This is a genomic window from Streptomyces calvus (assembly GCF_006782915.1).
Lineage (GTDB): Bacteria > Actinomycetota > Actinomycetes > Streptomycetales > Streptomycetaceae > Streptomyces > Streptomyces calvus.
The window spans coordinates 1-15,600 of sequence record NZ_VCNP01000011.1; the positions used below are offsets into that span (position 1 = coordinate 1).

The 15,600-nt window shown below is 72.0% G+C and carries 14 protein-coding genes; 8 read left to right on the top strand and 6 right to left on the bottom strand.

Annotated features, from left to right (window positions below; translation table 11 throughout):
* Nucleotides 1-52: 52 nt before the first annotated feature.
* A complete protein-coding gene (locus FGW31_RS06420) occupies nucleotides 53-1,870 on the bottom strand; it encodes a S8 family peptidase (protein ID WP_142192384.1) in 1,818 nt (605 codons plus the stop codon).
* Nucleotides 1,871-2,465: 595 nt separating this feature from the next.
* Here FGW31_RS06420 and FGW31_RS06425 point away from each other — a divergent pair.
* From FGW31_RS06425 to FGW31_RS06445, 5 genes are read left to right on the top strand one after another with little or no spacing between them, the layout of a single operon-like run.
* Nucleotides 2,466-3,482, top strand: coding sequence for a substrate-binding domain-containing protein (locus FGW31_RS06425; RefSeq protein WP_142192385.1), 1,017 nt, complete (start codon nucleotides 2,466-2,468; stop codon nucleotides 3,480-3,482).
* 51 nt (nucleotides 3,483-3,533) lie between these two features.
* A complete protein-coding gene (locus FGW31_RS06430; protein WP_142192386.1) occupies nucleotides 3,534-5,939 on the top strand; it encodes a sensor histidine kinase in 2,406 nt (801 codons plus the stop codon).
* Nucleotides 5,936-6,367 carry a roadblock/LC7 domain-containing protein gene (locus tag FGW31_RS06435; RefSeq protein WP_142192387.1) on the top strand — a complete coding sequence of 144 codons (432 nt, stop codon included), beginning with the start codon at nucleotides 5,936-5,938 and terminating at the stop codon, nucleotides 6,365-6,367. The genes FGW31_RS06430 and FGW31_RS06435 overlap by 4 nt, the downstream gene beginning before the upstream one ends.
* A gap of 1 nt (nucleotide 6,368) precedes the next feature.
* A complete protein-coding gene (locus FGW31_RS06440) occupies nucleotides 6,369-6,728 on the top strand; it encodes a DUF742 domain-containing protein (protein WP_142192388.1) in 360 nt (119 codons plus the stop codon).
* Nucleotides 6,715-7,311, top strand: a complete 597-nt coding sequence (locus FGW31_RS06445) for a GTP-binding protein (RefSeq protein WP_142192389.1) — start codon at nucleotides 6,715-6,717, stop codon at nucleotides 7,309-7,311. Before FGW31_RS06440 ends, FGW31_RS06445 begins: the two co-directional genes overlap by 14 nt.
* A gap of 42 nt (nucleotides 7,312-7,353) precedes the next feature.
* On the opposite strand, the gene FGW31_RS06450 is transcribed toward FGW31_RS06445, so the two are convergent.
* The 4 genes from FGW31_RS06450 to FGW31_RS06465 all read right to left on the bottom strand — a co-directional run bounded on the left by FGW31_RS06450 (nucleotide 7,354) and on the right by FGW31_RS06465 (nucleotide 10,916).
* Nucleotides 7,354-8,310: an ABC transporter substrate-binding protein gene (locus tag FGW31_RS06450; RefSeq protein ID WP_142192390.1), complete on the bottom strand. Its 957-nt coding sequence runs from the start codon at nucleotides 8,308-8,310 to the stop codon at nucleotides 7,354-7,356.
* A 76-nt stretch (nucleotides 8,311-8,386) separates the two neighbouring features.
* The gene (locus FGW31_RS06455) at nucleotides 8,387-9,052 is read right to left on the bottom strand and encodes an ABC transporter permease (RefSeq protein ID WP_142192391.1); all 666 of its coding nucleotides are present in this window, start codon (nucleotides 9,050-9,052) and stop codon (nucleotides 8,387-8,389) included.
* Nucleotides 9,049-9,747 carry an ABC transporter permease gene (locus FGW31_RS06460; RefSeq protein WP_142192392.1) on the bottom strand — a complete coding sequence of 233 codons (699 nt, stop codon included), beginning with the start codon at nucleotides 9,745-9,747 and terminating at the stop codon, nucleotides 9,049-9,051. The genes FGW31_RS06455 and FGW31_RS06460 overlap by 4 nt, the downstream gene beginning before the upstream one ends.
* Nucleotides 9,744-10,916: an ABC transporter ATP-binding protein gene (locus FGW31_RS06465; RefSeq protein WP_182674489.1), complete on the bottom strand. Its 1,173-nt coding sequence runs from the start codon at nucleotides 10,914-10,916 to the stop codon at nucleotides 9,744-9,746. Before FGW31_RS06465 ends, FGW31_RS06460 begins: the two co-directional genes overlap by 4 nt.
* Nucleotides 10,917-11,277: 361 nt before the next feature.
* Between FGW31_RS06465 and FGW31_RS35525 the strand changes: the two genes are divergently transcribed.
* On the top strand, nucleotides 11,278-12,567 hold the full coding sequence (locus tag FGW31_RS35525; protein ID WP_202432656.1) for a hypothetical protein: 1,290 nt from the start codon (nucleotides 11,278-11,280) through the stop codon (nucleotides 12,565-12,567).
* Between the two features lie 466 nt (nucleotides 12,568-13,033).
* On the opposite strand, the gene FGW31_RS36060 is transcribed toward FGW31_RS35525, so the two are convergent.
* Nucleotides 13,034-13,300 carry a hypothetical protein gene (locus tag FGW31_RS36060; RefSeq protein ID WP_325053525.1) on the bottom strand — a complete coding sequence of 89 codons (267 nt, stop codon included), beginning with the start codon at nucleotides 13,298-13,300 and terminating at the stop codon, nucleotides 13,034-13,036.
* Between the two features lie 118 nt (nucleotides 13,301-13,418).
* On the opposite strand from FGW31_RS36060, the gene FGW31_RS06485 reads away from it, so the two are divergent.
* Both FGW31_RS06485 and FGW31_RS06490 read left to right on the top strand, forming a co-directional pair.
* Entirely contained in the window at nucleotides 13,419-14,108 is a 690-nt protein-coding gene (locus FGW31_RS06485) for a response regulator transcription factor (RefSeq protein ID WP_142192394.1), read from the top strand.
* A 38-nt stretch (nucleotides 14,109-14,146) separates the two neighbouring features.
* A complete protein-coding gene (locus FGW31_RS06490) occupies nucleotides 14,147-15,550 on the top strand; it encodes a sensor histidine kinase (protein ID WP_142192395.1) in 1,404 nt (467 codons plus the stop codon).
* Nucleotides 15,551-15,600 lie beyond the last annotated feature (50 nt).

The window sequence follows — 15,600 nt, forward strand, 5'->3', positions numbered from 1 at the left end:
GGCCCGCCGGGCCCCCCCCCCCCCGGGTCCACCCGCCTGTCGGGGAGGTGGATCAGAAGGTCAGCTGCCAGCCGTTGAGTCGGCCCGTGTCCTGCGACGCCGTGTCCTGCACCCGCAGCTTCCAGGTGCCGTTCGCGGTCTCGGCGGAGGCGTCCACCGTGTAGGTGGTGACGACGTCGTCCGCGGAGTCCGAGGAGTTCGCGGACTTCAGGCGGTACGCCGAACCGTCCGGCGCCACCAGGTCGATGACCAGGTCACCGCGCCAGGTGTGGGTGATGTCCACGCCCACCCGGAGCGCCGCCGGGGCGTTGCCACTGCGGCCGCCGACGGTGATCGGCGACTCGATCGCCGAGCCGTTGTCCGGAATGGAGACGGCGGTGGTGCTGGAGTAGGTGGAGCCCGTGGACGTACCGCCCTTGACGGCCTGGACGGTCGCGGTGGCGTCCGCGAGGCCCGCGCCGCAGCCGCCGGAGCAGGTGCCGGGCAGCGGGCGGGCGTTGGACTTGATCGCCGACTCGATCTGCGCCGGGGTGAGCGCGGAGTTGGCCGACTTCATCAGCGCGGCGAGGCCCGCGACGTGCGGCGTGGCCATGCTGGTGCCCTGGTAGTAGGCGTAGTTCTCGGTCGACGGGGTCCGGGTGCCGGAGTTCAGCGTGGACAGGATGCCGTTGGCGGTGCCGGTCCGGGTCTCGCCGCCGGGGGCGGAGATGTCCACGATGCTGCCGTAGTTGGAGTAGGAGGCGCGGCTGCCGGCGCGGTTGGTGGCGGCGACGGTGATGACGTTGCCGCAGTTCGCCGGGGAGGAGTTGGCGGCGTTCTGGTTCTCGTTGCCGGCCGCGACGACGACGGTGGTGCCGCGGTTCACGGCGCCGTTGATGGCGCTCTGGGTGGCGGTGGAGCAGGCGCCGCCCCCGCCGAGGCTCATGTTGATGACCTTGGCGACGTTGGCGTTGGCGGGCACGCCGGAAACGGTGCCGCCGGAGGCCCAGGTGATGGCGTCGATGATGTCGGAGTCGTAGCCGCCGCACTTGCCGAGCACGCGCACCGGGGAGATCTTCGCGTTGTACGCGATGCCGGCGATGCCCTTGCCGTTGTTGGTGGCCGCGGCGATGGTGCCCGCCACATGGGTGCCGTGCCAGGAGGAGTTGCTGCCGGTGGCCTGGCCGCACTCGCCGGCGGCGTACCAGTCGCCGGGGTCGGCCGGGTTGCTGTCGCGGCCGTTGCCGTCGACGGCGACGGCGGTGTCGGAGATGAAGTCGTAGCCGGCGACGACGTTCGCGGCGAGGTCGGAGTGGGCGACGTACCCGGTGTCGATGACGGCGACCGTGACACCGCTGCCGGTGGCGAGGTCCCAGGCACCGGGCACGCGCATGCCGGCGGTGGCCTCGAACAGGTCCCACTGCTTGCTGTACTCGGTGTCGTTCGGGGTGGCCAGCGGCTTGTTGAGACGGTCCGGCACGACGTAGGCGACCTGCGGGTCGGCGCTGTACTCGGCGACGACGTCGGCGACTTCGGACCTGGTCGGCCGCTCGCCCAGCTCGACGAGGGCGGCACCGGTGCCGAGACGGCGCTGGAAGCCGACGTCCTCGCCGGCCTTCTCGCCCTTGGCGGCGGCGTCGGCGGCGGCGGCCTTGTCGGACGCGGCCTCGGCGGCACCGGACCGGTAACCGACGATGAGCCGCTCGGCGGGGGTGCCGGGCGCGGCCTCGGTGGCGGCGGCGGGGACGGCGGCCCCCGGGTCCGTGGGGGCGTCCTGGGCGACGGCGACCTGGGCGGAGGCGGCCGTCAGCAGGGCGACGGAGAGCGCGGCGACGGATATCAGCTTCCGTCCGGGCGCGGAGCTTCGGGGAGAGCTCGGTGAGGTGCGCAAGGGTGTGCCTTTCGTACCGGGACTCCGGGTGACACGGAGTTGGGGAGTGGGGGCCGCTTCGCTTCGGCGTCGAAGCGGTGGGGTGCGTCCACGTGCGGCAGATCGGCCGGCCGGGAGCGGGCAGCGGGCCGGGCGGGGATCGCCCGCGGGCCGGCTGAGCTCGAACGATAGGCAGCGCGGAGTCCGCCGGGATACGGGGGAAACCCTCGATCCGGCCCCGAAGCCACCCTCGCCGAAAGGCGGTTGACCAGGAACGGACCGCTATGCCCGCATCGCCGGCCCCGGTGTCCGCACCGACCGGGCCGCCGCTCGTGCCGAGTACCGCGCACGACGTGCCCGCGTGCGCCCGCGCTCCGCCGTACCGTCCATTCGGTCCGGATCCCGTGACGGTGCGGGACACCTCACCGGCACCCCTCGGTTCATCACAATGCGGCAGCGGCGCCTCACTTCACGTCGCTGTTCACTTGACGACCAGTGGTTCCACACGGTTGGCTCCGGCCAGCGAGAGTCACCCGGTCGGCGCACGCCCCCGCGGTTCCGTCCGGTGCTCCCGTCCCTGCTCTGGCTCGGCCGTACAGCGAGGTCCGCACTCCTCATGAAGAATCGTCCCCCGTCCCACCGCCTACCGGAACGCTCCGTCCGTCTGTCGGCCCTGGCAGCCGCCGTGGGCCTGCTGATGACCGGCTGCTCGGCGCTCGGCACGGACGACGACTCCCCGGGGTCGGACGGCGCGGGCGCGACGGGCGCCTCGGGCATGCGGGTCGCGCTGGTCACCCACGGCAGCGAGGGCGACGCCTTCTGGGACCGGGTGAAGCGGGGCGCCGAGGCGGCGGCGAAGAAGGACGGCATCGAGCTGACGTACGTCAGCGACCCGGAAGAGGCGGAGCAGGCGGAGCTGGTGCGCAACGCGATCCGTGACGGCGTCGACGGCATCGCGCTGACGCTGGCCAAGCCGCAGGCCATGAAGGGCCCGGTCGCCGAGGCGCGCAAGGCGGGCATCCCCGTCGTCGGTCTCAACTCCGGTATCGACGCCTGGAAGCCGGCCGGACTGCTCGGGTACTTCGGGCAGGACGAGAACGTGGCGGGCCGGGCCGTCGGCGAGAAGCTGAACGACCTCAAGGCCAAGAACGCCCTGTGCGTCGTCCACGAGCGTGGCAACGTTGCCGTGGAGGCCCGCTGCGCCGGAGTGAAGAAGACGTTCGGCGGGACGACCGAGAACCTGTACGTGGACGGCACCGACATGCGCGCCGTCTCCGGCATCCTCACCGCCCGGCTGCGGCAGGACTCGACGATCGACGAGGTCGTCACCAACGGGGCCGCCTACGCCCTCACCGCGGTCGACGCGGTGAAGGAGGCGGGCAGCAGGGCCCGGGTCGCCACCTTCGACCTCAACAAGGACCTGGTCGACGCGGTGCGCGCGGGCGACGTCCAGTTCGCCGTCGACCAGCAGCCGTATCTTCAGGGCTACCTCGCCGTGGACGCGCTGTGGCTGCACCGGAACAACGGCAACGTCAGCGGTGGCGGGGTCGCGCCCGTCCTGACCGGACCGGCGTTCGTCACCAAGACCAACGCGGCCTCGGTCGCCGGGTTCGCCGCCAACGGAACCCGCTGACGGGACGTCCCGTGCGCACTCCCCCACACATCCGACCGCTCTAGGACCACGATGTCTCCACGGACAGGTGCCCGGCGCCGTCTCGGCTCCATACGCCTCTCGCTGTTCCTCCTGGCGCTGGTGCCCAGCGTCACCCTCGCCGGCATGTGGGGCGTGACGACGATCCAGATGTTCTCGGAGGGTCTGCAACTGCGCGCCCAGACCGGACTGAGCCGGTCCACCGGCGCGATGGGCACGGACGCGGCGCTCGCGCTGCAACGGGAGCGGAGCCTGTCCGCCGCCTGGCTGGCCTCGCCGCAGGGCTCCCGCAGCGCCCTGGAGGCGCAGCGCGCCACCACCGACAAGGCGGTGGCGAAACTGGTCCGGCAGGCCGACGCGATCGCCGACGCGCCGCCGCGCGTCTCCGACCGCCTGTACTCGGTGCTCGGCTCGGTGGGCAGCCTGGAGTACTACCGCGACCAGGTGGACAATCCCAGCGACATCGCCGCCGACCAGGTCCTCGACCAGTTCACCTCGATCATCGACGACCAGATCCACGCCTTCCAGGAGCTGTCCCAGGTCGACGACGGCGATCTGACCTCGCAGGCCGGGCCGTTGGTGGCGCTGGAGCACGCGGCGGAGCTGATCTCCCAGGAGGACGCCCGGCTCACCCTGGCCTGGCCGTCCGGGCGCTTCGACGAACAGGGCTGGACCCAGTTCGCGGAGCTCGTGCACACCCGCCGCTGGCTGGTCAAGGACCAGATCGTGCCGTCGCTGCGGGGCGACACGAAGGTGCAGGCCGAGCGGATCCTGCGGAGTGCCGAGTGGCGCACCCTGGAGGAGACCGAGGACAAGGTGCTCGCCGCGCGCGCGACGAACGGCGGCGCCGCGATCGACCTGCCGCAGGCGCGGCAGAAGTGGCAGGCCGCCTTCGACAAGGTCTCCACGCAGTACACGGCCCTGATCCAGCAGCAGACGGACGCGCTGCTCACCCGCAGTGCCGACGAGGCCCGCGGGCTGCTGCTGAAGGCCGCCTCGCTGAGCGCCGGCGGGCTGCTCGCGCTGCTGGTGTGCGTGGGCATGTCGTGGCGCATCACCCGCTCGCTGTCGCGCCGCCTGCGCGGTCTGCGGATGGCGACGCTGGGCCTGGCGCAGGAGCGGCTGCCCGAGGTGGTGGCCCGCCTGGAGCGCGGCGAGAAGGTCGACGCGGAGTCGGCGACGACGCCGCTGGACTACGGCCACGACGAACTGGGCCAGGTGGCGCAGGCGTTCAACACCGCCCAGCGCACCGCCGTGCACACCGCGGTCGAACTCGCCGACACCCGGCGCGGGTTCCAGAAGGTCATCCTCGGCATCGCCCGGCAGAGCCAGAACCTGGTCAACCTCCAGCTGAGCAAGCTCGACGCGCTGGAACGCCGGCACACCGACCCCGAGGTCCTCAAGGGCCTGTACGAACTCGACTCCACGGCCAGCCAGTTGCGCCGCTACGAGGAGAACCTGGTCATCGTCAGCGGTGAGCGCCCGGGCCGTACCTGGAGCCGGCCGGTCGCGCTGATCGACATCGTGCGCAGCGCCGTCGGCGAGGTCGCCGAGTACCAGCGGGTGGAGGTGCACACCGACGAGGAGGTGGCCGTCGCGCCGCCGGCGGTGGCCGACGTCATCCATCTGCTGGCGGAGCTGATCGACAACGCGACGGTGTACTCGCCGGCGCCCAGCCCCGTCGGCGTGCGCGCGGCGATGGTCGCCAAGGGCCTCGCCATCGAGGTCGAGGACCGGGGCCTCGGCATGTCGGAGGAGGACTACGCCTCCCTCAACGCCCAGTTGGCCAAGCCCCCGCAGTTCGACGTGGTGGCGCTCGCCGACGACCTCCGGCTCGGCATGTTCGTGATCTCGCAGCTCGCGCACCGGCACGGCATCGTGGTCACGCTGCGCCCGTCGCCGTACGGCGGGACGACGGCGATCGTGCTGATCCCGCACGAGATCGTGGTGTGCGACGACTCCTCCGGCACCGAGCAGGAGACGCCCGACGACACCGGGGCCGCGAAGGACCGTCCGGCCGTCGCGGCCCCGGCGGAGCGCGAGCCGCTGCGCACCGTCGCGAGCGAGCCGCAGTCCACGGCCCGCCCGGCGGCCCCCGTACGGTCCGCCGCCGCGCCGGCGCCCGCACCCCGCCGTGACGGACTCACCCCGCTGCCCCGCCGGGTGCCGCAGACCAGCCTGGCCGCCGAACTGCGCGAGGAGGCCGTGCCGGAGACCGCCGACGACCCCGGCGAGGACTTCTCCGCGGAGCGCGCCGCCTCGTCCCTCGCCGGCTTCCTGCGCGGCACGCTCCAGGCCCGGGACGACGACGGCGACGGCGACGGCGCGGCCGTACCGCCGTACGATGCGGCCGCGCACGCGCCCGCCGCCGCAGCGCAGTTCCCGGCTCCGCCCGCCGACCGCCGATCGCCGACCGCACACGAAGGATCACCCTCATGACACCCCCCATCCCCGCCACCCACACCCAGCTCGACCAGCTGCTGACCGGACTCGTGGAACGGGTCGCCGACGTGAACCAGGCCGTGGTGCTCTCCGAGGACGGGCTGGTCGTCAGCAAGTCCACGGGCTTCCTGCGCGACGACGCCGAGCGCCTGGCGGCGACCGCGTCCGGTCTGATGAGCCTCAGCAAGGGCGTCAGCATGGACTTCCGCGGCGGCCCGGTGCGCCAGGCGCTGATCGAGATGGCCCACAGCTACCTGATCCTCACCTCGGCGGGCCCCGGCGCCCATCTGGTCGTGCTGACCGGGCCGGGCGCGGACGTCGGTGTGGTGGCGTACCAGATGAACATGCTGGTGAAGAAGATCGGTGAGCATCTGAGCGCGGCCCCGCGGGGCACCGCCGGGCCCGCCGCCGACCCCGGCGTGTGAGGTGGGCGGAAGCGACTCGGCGGGCCGGCTCGTACGGCCGTTCACCCTGACCGGTGGCCGGACCCGGCCCAGCCGCGCCGACTTCACGCTCATCACGACGGTGACGGCGGTGGATCCGCAGCCGCAGACGGCCGGCCGGCCGCAGCCGGAGCACCTGCGGATCCTGCGCCTGTGCGAGCGGCCGGTCGCGGTGGCCGAGCTGGCCGCGCGTCTCGACCTGCCGGTGAGCGTGGTCGTCATCATGCTGTGCGACCTGCTGGAGGCGGGCCGGATCACCGCCCACCCGCCGCACCCCGTCACCCGGACCACCCCGGATCTGGACCTGCTGCAGAAAGTGAGGGAGGGCCTTGGCCGGCTCTGACACCATCGCTCAGGATTCCGCCGACCGTTCGGCACCCGACACGGTCAAGATCCTGATCGCCGGTGGCTTCGGCGTGGGCAAGACCACCATGGTCGGCTCGGTCAGCGAGATCGTCCCGCTGCGCACCGAGGAACCGCTGACCATGGCGGGCCTCGACGTCGACGACCTGCGGGGCGTCGAGGAGAAACGTGCCACCACGGTGGCGCTGGACTTCGGCCGGATCTCCGTGTCGGACGATCTCGTGCTGTACCTCTTCGGCACGCCGGGGCAGCAGCGGTTCTGGTTCATGTGGAACGACCTGGCCGTCGGCGCGCTCGGTGCGGTGGTGCTGGTGGACGTGCGCCGACCGGAGACGAGTTTCGCCGCGATCGACTTCTTCGAACGCCGGGGCATCCCCTTCGTGATCGCCGTGAACGGCTTCTACGGGGAGCACCCGTACCCGGTCGAGGACATCCGGGAGTCGCTGGCGCTGCCGGAGGGCGTGCCCGTGCTGCTGTGCGACGCGCGGGAGCGGGAGTCGTGCCGGGACGTGCTGATCGCGCTGATCGACCGTCTGATCGACGACGCGGCCCCGGCACGGTGAGTGCCCGCGGGGTGCGGCCGGCGGGCCGCACCCCGGCGGGGGTCAGGCCAGGCCGGCCGACTTCAGCCAGGCCTTGGCGACGTCCAGCGGGTCCTTCTTCTCCAGCTGCACCTGGGCGTCCAGGTCGAGGAGGGTCTCGGTGTCCAGTGCGGCGGAGACTGCGTTGAGCGCGTCCACGCCCTCCTTCGGGAGCCCGTCCTTGTGGACCAGCGGGGTGACGTTGGCGAACCCGAAGAGGTTCTCCGGGTCCTTCAGGACGACGAACTTCTCCTTCACGATGGTCGGGTCCGTGGTGAAGATGTCCGCCGCCTGCACCTCGTTCCTGGTGAGGGCCGCCTGGGTCAGCGGGCCGCCCGCGTCGAGCGCCTTGAACGACTTGAACTTCAGGCCGTAGACGGTCTCCAGGCCCTTGAGTCCCTGCTGCCGGGTCTGGAACTCGGGCGAGCCGCCGATCACCAGTTCCGGCGCGGCGTCCTTGAGGTCGGCGAGGGTGGAGGAGGCGGTGAGGCCGTACTTCTTCGCGGTCTCGGCGTTGACGCTGACGGAGTCCTTGTCCTCGGCCGGCGACGACTCCAGCAGGGTCAGCTTCTTGTCCAGCTTGGCCTTGACGGCCTCGTTGACGGCGTCCGCCGACGTCTGCTCGGCCTCGGGGTCGAGGTAGGCGAGCAGCGAGCCGTTGTACTCCGGCAGGACGGTGATGGAGCCGTTCTTCATCAGCCCGTACGTCGTCTCGCGGCTGCCGATGTTGTGCTTGTAGCCGACCTTGAGGCCCTTGGCCCGCAGCGCCTCGCCGTAGATGTCGGCGAGCAGGGTGCTCTCGGCGAAGTTGTTCGAGCCGACGACGACGGTGCCGGCCTCGGCCTTCTCGCCGTCGAGGGGGTTGTCGGAGGTGTCGTCGGAGGAACAGCCCGCGAGGAGCGCCGCGGCGGCGGTGAGCGCGACGGCCACCGCGCCGGTGTGCCTCGTCCTGGACCTGCTGCTCTTCGCAGTGGAAGTCATCCACCGATCCAATCCAGCCGCTTCGCGGTCAGTCAAGAACATCATGGTCACGTTTTGTCACCGGGGTGACGGGCCGTCAGCGCCTGCGCACCCCGGGCGACACCGCGAGCCGTCCCGCCGCCCAGAACACGGCGAGGGTGAGCAGCGCCAGGACGGCGACCAGGGTGGCGCCGCCGACCACCTTCTCGTAGTCGCGCTGGTAGAGGCCGTCGACGATGTAGCGGCCGAGGCCGCCGAGACTGACGTAGGCGGCGATGGTGGCCGTGGAGACGATCTGGATGGCCGCCGAGCGCAGGCCGCTGAGCACCAGCGGCAGCGCCACCGGCAGTTCCACCTGGAACAGGATCCGCGACTCGCGCATGCCCATGCCCCGGGCGGCGTCGACCGGTGAGGGGTCGACGGAGCGGACCGCCTCGTAGGTGGTGACGAGGATCGGCGGGACGGCGAGGACGACCAGCGGGATCATCACGGGCAGCAGGCCGAAGCCGATCAGCAGGACGGCCAGCACCAGCAGGCCGAAGCTGGGCAGGGCGCGGGCGGCGTTGGCGATGAGGGCGAGCGCGTTGCCGCCGCGTCCGGTGTGGCCGGTGAGCAGACCGACGGGCAGGCCGATCGCGGCGGCGACGGCGAGGGCCAGCAGCGAGTACTGGACGTGTTCCCAGAAGCGCTGCGGGATGCCGTCGTAGCCGTGCCAGTGGGCGCTGTCGCTGAAGAAGGCGTTGACGAAGTTCAGGACGTTCACCGGGCCGCTCCCTTCGCCGTGAGCGGTTCCGGCCGTGCGGCGGCCTTCGGGCGGGCGCCGCGCGGCATCCACGGCGTCAGCAGCACCCGCAGTCCGACCAGCAGGGCGTCGCACACGATCGCCAGGGCGGCCATCGTGAGCACGGCGTTCACGGCGAGTTCGGGCCGGTCGTACTTCTGCGCGGCCGCGAGGAGGTTGCCGAGGGCGCCCTGGTTGCCGATCAGGGCGCCGACGCTGACCAGGGAGATGCTGGAGACGACCGCCACCCTGAGGCCGGCGACGATGGCGGGCGTGGCGATCGGCAACTGCACCTGGAGGTAGCGGCGTACGGGGCCGAACCCCATGGCGGTGGCGGCGGCCAGGGTCTCCTGCGGGACCGAGCGCACGCCGTCGACGATGGCCGGGACGAGCACCACCAGGCTGTAGACGGCCAGCGGGATCATCACGGTGAGCTCGGTCTGGCCGGTGTAGTCGATGAGGACGACGAAGAACGCCAGTGAGGGGATGGCGTACAGCACGGTCGTCAGGCCGAGCACGGGCGGGTACAGCCAGCGGAAGCGCACGCACAGCTGGGCCAGCGGCAGGGCGAGCAGCAGCCCGGCGGCCACCGGCAGCAGGGACTCCCGCAGGTGCAGGCCGATCAGGCCGGCCCAGCTGTGCTGGAGGTCGCTCGGGATGTCGAAGAAGCCGTTCACTCGGCGACCCCGGCCTCGTCCTTGCGCGGGTGCGTCCGGCTCCCGGTGTGGGCGGAGCGCTCGGTGTGGGCGGCGCGCTCGGTGTGGGCGGCGCGGATCGCCTCGCCGATGGTCTGCTGGGAGACGACGCCGGTCACCCGGCCGCCGTCGTCCACGGCGACCGCCCAGCCGGTGGGCGACAGGACGGCGCAGTCCAGGGCGACGCGCAGGGAGTCGGCGCCGGGGACGAAGGGACGCCCGTACGGCAGCAGCCGCTCCGCGGCGAGGTCCCCGCCGGCCTGCCCGTCGCGTTCGGCCCAGCCGAGAGGTCGGCCGTCGGCGTCGGTCACCAGCAGGTACGGGTCCGGTGCGGCGGCGATACGGTCGGCGGTGGCGTCGGCCGGGACCACGGAGTCGGTGGTCAGCTCCAGTGCGGCGGAGTCGAAGAAGGACAGCCGGCGGATGCCGCGGTCGGCACCGAGGAAGTCCTCGACGAATCCGTCCGCGGGAGCGGACAGCAGTTCGGCGGGCGGCGCGTACTGGGCGAGCCGGCCGCCCTCGCGCAGCACGGCGACCATGGTGCCCAGCTTGATCGCCTCGTCGATGTCGTGGGTGACGAAGACGATGGTCTTGCCGAGTTCCTCCTGGATGCGCAGGAGTTCGTCCTGCAGTCCCTTGCGCACCACCGGGTCGACGGCCGAGAACGGCTCGTCCATCAGGAGGACCGGCGGGTCCGCGGCGAGCGCCCGCGCCACGCCGACGCGCTGCTGCTGGCCGCCGGAGAGCTGGTACGGGTACCGCCGGGCCAGTGAGGTGTCCAGGCCGACCCGCTGCATCAGCTCCGCCGCCCGCTCCCGGGCGCGCTGCTTGCCCCAGCCGAGCATGCGGGGCACGGTGGCGATGTTGTCGACGATGGTGCGGTGCTGGAACAGCCCGGCGTTCTGGATGACGTAGCCCATGGACCGGCGCAGGGCGGTGACCGGACGGCGCTGGATGTCCTCGCCGTCGAGGAGGATGCTGCCCTCGGTGGGTTCGACCATCCGGTTGATCATGCGCAGGGTGGTCGTCTTGCCGCAGCCCGAGGGCCCGACGAGGACGGTGATCGAGCGGTCGGGGATCTCCAGCGACAGCCGGTCGACCGCCACCGTGCCGTCCGGGTACCGCTTCGTGACAGAGTCGATCCGTATCAAGACGCCGATTGCCCTTCGGTGGCGGAATCTTTTGGCCCAGGTCGCGCGGGCAGGTGCCGGTCGAGTCTAAACGCCACCTCCGACACGCACCCGGCGACGAGCGCCGAGGCGTGTCGGACCTGAACGTCCCTGTCGAGGAGCGGGTGGAGGCAACACCGACTGACGTAGTCACGTCACTGAAATTGCGATGATGAGACAAAGCGCTCCACTGTCATCCACACCAGGCCATTCCACGTGATTTCGGCCTCAAAAACCCCCTGTATTGCGCCAGTTGACCCGATTTCCCTTCGCGCGAGACGCACACCGAGGCAGCATACGCAGCGAAGTCGACCAACTACCCACCGCAATGAAATGGGGGACGATGATCCGTCCGAAGCCGGACCTCACCAGCACCTTGACGATGCTCCACACGGCCGTCATGCACACGGACAAGAACATCCGGGACGCGCTCGACAAGAGCGTCGAAAAGCTGGAGACGGCCGGTGCGGCCGCACACGACCGAACAACCAAGGAAGTCGTCGACGAACTCGGCCGTATGCGCGCGAACTTCCGCGACGTCCACAACAAACTGAACTCCAGCGGCGAAGCGCTCAACACCGCCGTCCACGATGTCGTAGCCCAACTACGCGGCGAACTGCGAGAGGTTCGAGTGGCACTCGCGGACCTCACCCTGCCCGTACCGCGCTCGGTCACGACCCCGCCCTCCGCCGTCTCGGCCCCGCCGGAGGCATCCGCCGCCGAGGACCACCGCACTGACCTCGCGCCTGCAGCGGTCACCACGATCACCGAGCCCGACGGCCCCTCGGAAGAGGCAACCCCTCACGCCGCCGTCCCGGCGCAGCGCGGCACCGATCAGGACTCCCCGCCCGGCCTGGCACTGCCGGTCGACGCGGTCCGCCAGGCCCTCCGCGACGTTCTCACCGAAGAACTCGCTCCCGTGCTCACCACCGCGTCGGACAGCGACGGCAACAGCCGGGCCGGCGACCGGCGGGATGCCTTGGCCCTGTTGCAGGAAACAGCCGGTGAGATCAAGCAGGAGCTCAGCACCGCCCTGGAGGAAGCCCGGTCCGTGCTCGCCTCCCTGCATCGGGAGGTCGCAGCCCTGAGCACCGCCGTGGACGGGCTGCGATCGCAGGCCGACGCCCCGGACGGCACCGCGGCCGCCGAAGTGAGCGAGGAGCACAGCACCCTGCTCAGGACGGCTGCCCGCGTCTCCTCCGCGAGCCTGCTGTGCCACCGGGACCTCTGGGAGTTCATCACCGCCCACGCCGGACGGCACCCGCACTTCCGAGTGCCGCCGCAGGTCGCCGACGAGGGCGACGAGCGCATCCGCGCCGCACTGTCCGGCCGCTCCCTGATCGCCCTGCTGATCAGCCTGCACTCCATCAGGCGCACCCCGGGCCATGGCGACGGCGACCAGGAGCTCGCCGCCACCCTGTACGAGCGGATCGAACAGAGCCTGACCCGCCTCAGCCCCAGCGGCACGCCGGTCACCATCACCCTCGACGACCGCACCACCCCCGTCCCGGACACCCCCGCCGTCGAGAGCCCCACCGAGGCCGACGGCGAGCCGGAGAACACCAGCACCCCACCGACTGCCGCGGAGGAGAACACGGACTCGGACGACGACGCCGGCCCCGCCGCCGCGTAACGGCCTCGGCGCGGCACCCGGCAGGAGCCGGGTGCCGGCCGGGACCGGTGCATCGATCTTCTCCTTGTGGGAGCGGTAGGTTGCTGCGTCATGCTTTTGAACTTCACCCTCGAGTACTTCGCTCTGGTTCGCCGTCCTGCTGTTCACGCCCCACACCGTCGATCAAGGCGAGGGAGGCTCAGCGGACTGTGAGTCCCCGTTCTTCACCGACCGTCGGGAGGCCAACGCCCTCGCGGCGGACGGCAGCCGGTGTGCCGCCGAACGCGACTGGCCCGAACTGCTTGCGGTGCTGGGCGCCTCGATTCCCACGTCCGTGGCGGGCGCAGCGCTCTTCACGACGGGCGCCGTCAGCCTCCGCTTGAACCGGCACATATCCGCGGTGGCCGACGCCATCGAGCCGCGGGACGCCGCTTCCTGAAGCGCGCCTCACTGGCCTCAAGTGCCTCGCCCGCCTCGACTCACGCCGTCAGCCGGCCAGGCTGAAGCGTTCGTGGTGGATCTGCCGCTTCCGTACGCCCGGTTCGCGCACGGTGCGCAGGACCGCGGTGGTCATGCCGGGCAGGCCGCAGACGTAGACGTCCCGGGCGGTCAGGTCGGGCACCGGGCGGGAGGCGAGCAGCGCGCTCAGGCCGAGGCTCGCTGCCGCCTTCGGGCGTCGCCTCGCGGTGCGAGGGCGCGGGAGGCGATGGGACAGCTGACACGCCGGAGTCTCCTTGATCGCCTCCTGGGACACCGAGCTTCGTCGCGGGACGCTGTCGATCCGCTGTCGGCCGACTTTCACGTTGCTGTCGATCGGGACGGGAGGGCACACCGCCTCCGGCGCCCGGAGCCGGGTGCCGCAGTATGGGCGGGTGGAAAAAGTACGACTCCTCGTCGTGGACGACGACCCGCCCATCGCCGACCTGGTGGCGACGGTCGCCGGTTACGAGGGCTGGGACGCGGTCACCGCCAACTCGGGTGAGGAGGCGCTGCGCCGTGCCGCCGAGTTCCGCCCGGACATCGTGGTGCTGGACCTGATGCTGCCGGACGTGGACGGCTTCGGCGTCCTGGACCGGCTGCGGCGCTCGGGCACGATGGTGCCGGTGGTGTTCCTCACCGCCCGGGACGGCGTCGCCGACCGGGTGGCGGGGCTGACCCGCGGCGGCGACGACTACCTGGTGAAGCCGTTCGCCGTGGAGGAGCTGATGGCGCGGCTGCGGACCGTGCTGCGGCGCAGTGCGGGTCCCGGCTTCCAGCGGTCGGTGCTGCGGGTGGCGGACCTGACGATGGACGAGGACACCCGCCAGGTGCGGCGCGGTGAGCGGCTGCTGTCGCTGACCCCGACCGAGTACGAGGTGCTGCGCTATCTGATGCGCCGGTCGCCGGCGGTGCTGACCAAGGCGCAGATCCTGGACCACGTGTGGGAGTACGGCTTCGGCGGCCGCTCCAACGTGGTGGAGCTGGTGGTCAGCCGGCTGCGGCGCAAGCTGGACGACACCGGTGAGCCGCTGATCCGGACCGTGCGGGGCTTCGGGTACGCGATACGGCAGGCGTCCGAGTGAGGGCGCCGGTACGGCGGTTGCGGGAGACCTACCGGCGGATGCGTCTGGGCACCCGGCTGGCGCTGGGGCTCGGAGTGCTGTCGCTCGCGGTGTTCGCGGTCGTCGGCACGGCCCTCACCGCGTACATGCGCGACTATCTGGAACGGCAGTTGGGTGACCAGCTGAAGCTGATCCAGACCGTGCAGGCCAAGGACGCGGCCGCGCACGGCACGGTGAAGCGCAAGCCGTACTACGGCTGGTACACGGCGGTGTACGACGTCTCCGACGACGCGGTCACCCTGCGCAGGCCCGCCGACGTGCCCGACGACACCCGGGCGCTGGCCGACCTGGCGCGGGCGATGGCGCACTCCGACACCGAGCTGATGCGCACCGCGCGGATCGACGGCGAGGGCGTCTACCGGCTGCGCGGGTGCGAGGTCCGGCCGGGCGTGGTGCTGGTGAGCGCCGCACCGGTGGAGGACGTCGAGGAGACCGTCGACCAGCTGATCACGGTGCAGGTCGTGGTGTTCGCGCTCGCGCTGGCCGCGCTGGTGCTGTTCGGGCGGCGGATGCTGCGGCGCGGGCTGGAACCGCTGAGCGACATGGCGCGCACCGCGCACGGCATCGCCTCGCACGACCTGAGCGAGTCGGCGGCGCGGTTGCCGCTGCGCGCGGACGGCCGGGACGGCGGACCGGAGGTGGCCGAGCTGCGCACCGCCTTCAACACGATGCTGGAGCACATCGACGACTCGCTCGCGGTGCGCGCGGAGGCCGAACTGCGGCTGCGCCGCTTCGTCGCGGACGCCTCGCACGAGCTGCGCACCCCGCTGATGTCGGTACGCGGCTACGCGGACCTCTTCCAGTACGCGGCCGCCAACGAGCCCGCCGAACGCGACCGGCACCTGGCCCGGCTGCGTGCGGAGGCCGCACGCATGGGCGTGCTGCTGGACGACCTGCTGCTGCTCGCCCGGCTGGACGCGGCGGAGGTGGAGACACCGCTGCGGACGACGGACACGGACCTGGTGGAGCTGGTGCAGCAGGCCGCCGACGCGTTCCGGGCGAGCCACCCGGGGCATCCGCTGGCGGTGACGACCGGGGCCGGGCCGCTGCGGCTGCGCGTGGACCCGCAGCGCATCCGGCAGGTGCTGGACAACCTCCTCACCAACGCCGCCGTGCACACCCCGGCCGGCACTCCGGTGTCGGTGGAGGTCACGGCCGACGGCGACACGGCGCTGGTGCGGGTCGCCGACGCGGGCCCCGGCATCCCGGCGGAGGACCGGGAGCGGGTCTTCGACCGCTTCTACCGCGTCGACAAGGCCCGCAGCCGCGACCGGGGCGGCAGCGGGCTCGGCCTGTCGGTCGCCCGGTCACTGGCCCGGGCGCACGGCGGCGGCATCGACGTGAGCAGCGCGCCCGGATCGACGGTCTTCACGCTCCGACTGCCGACGCCCGGCGGCTCCTGACCGTCCCGCACGGGCCGGGAGGGCCCGACGGGCCGGTCACGTGCCGCGGG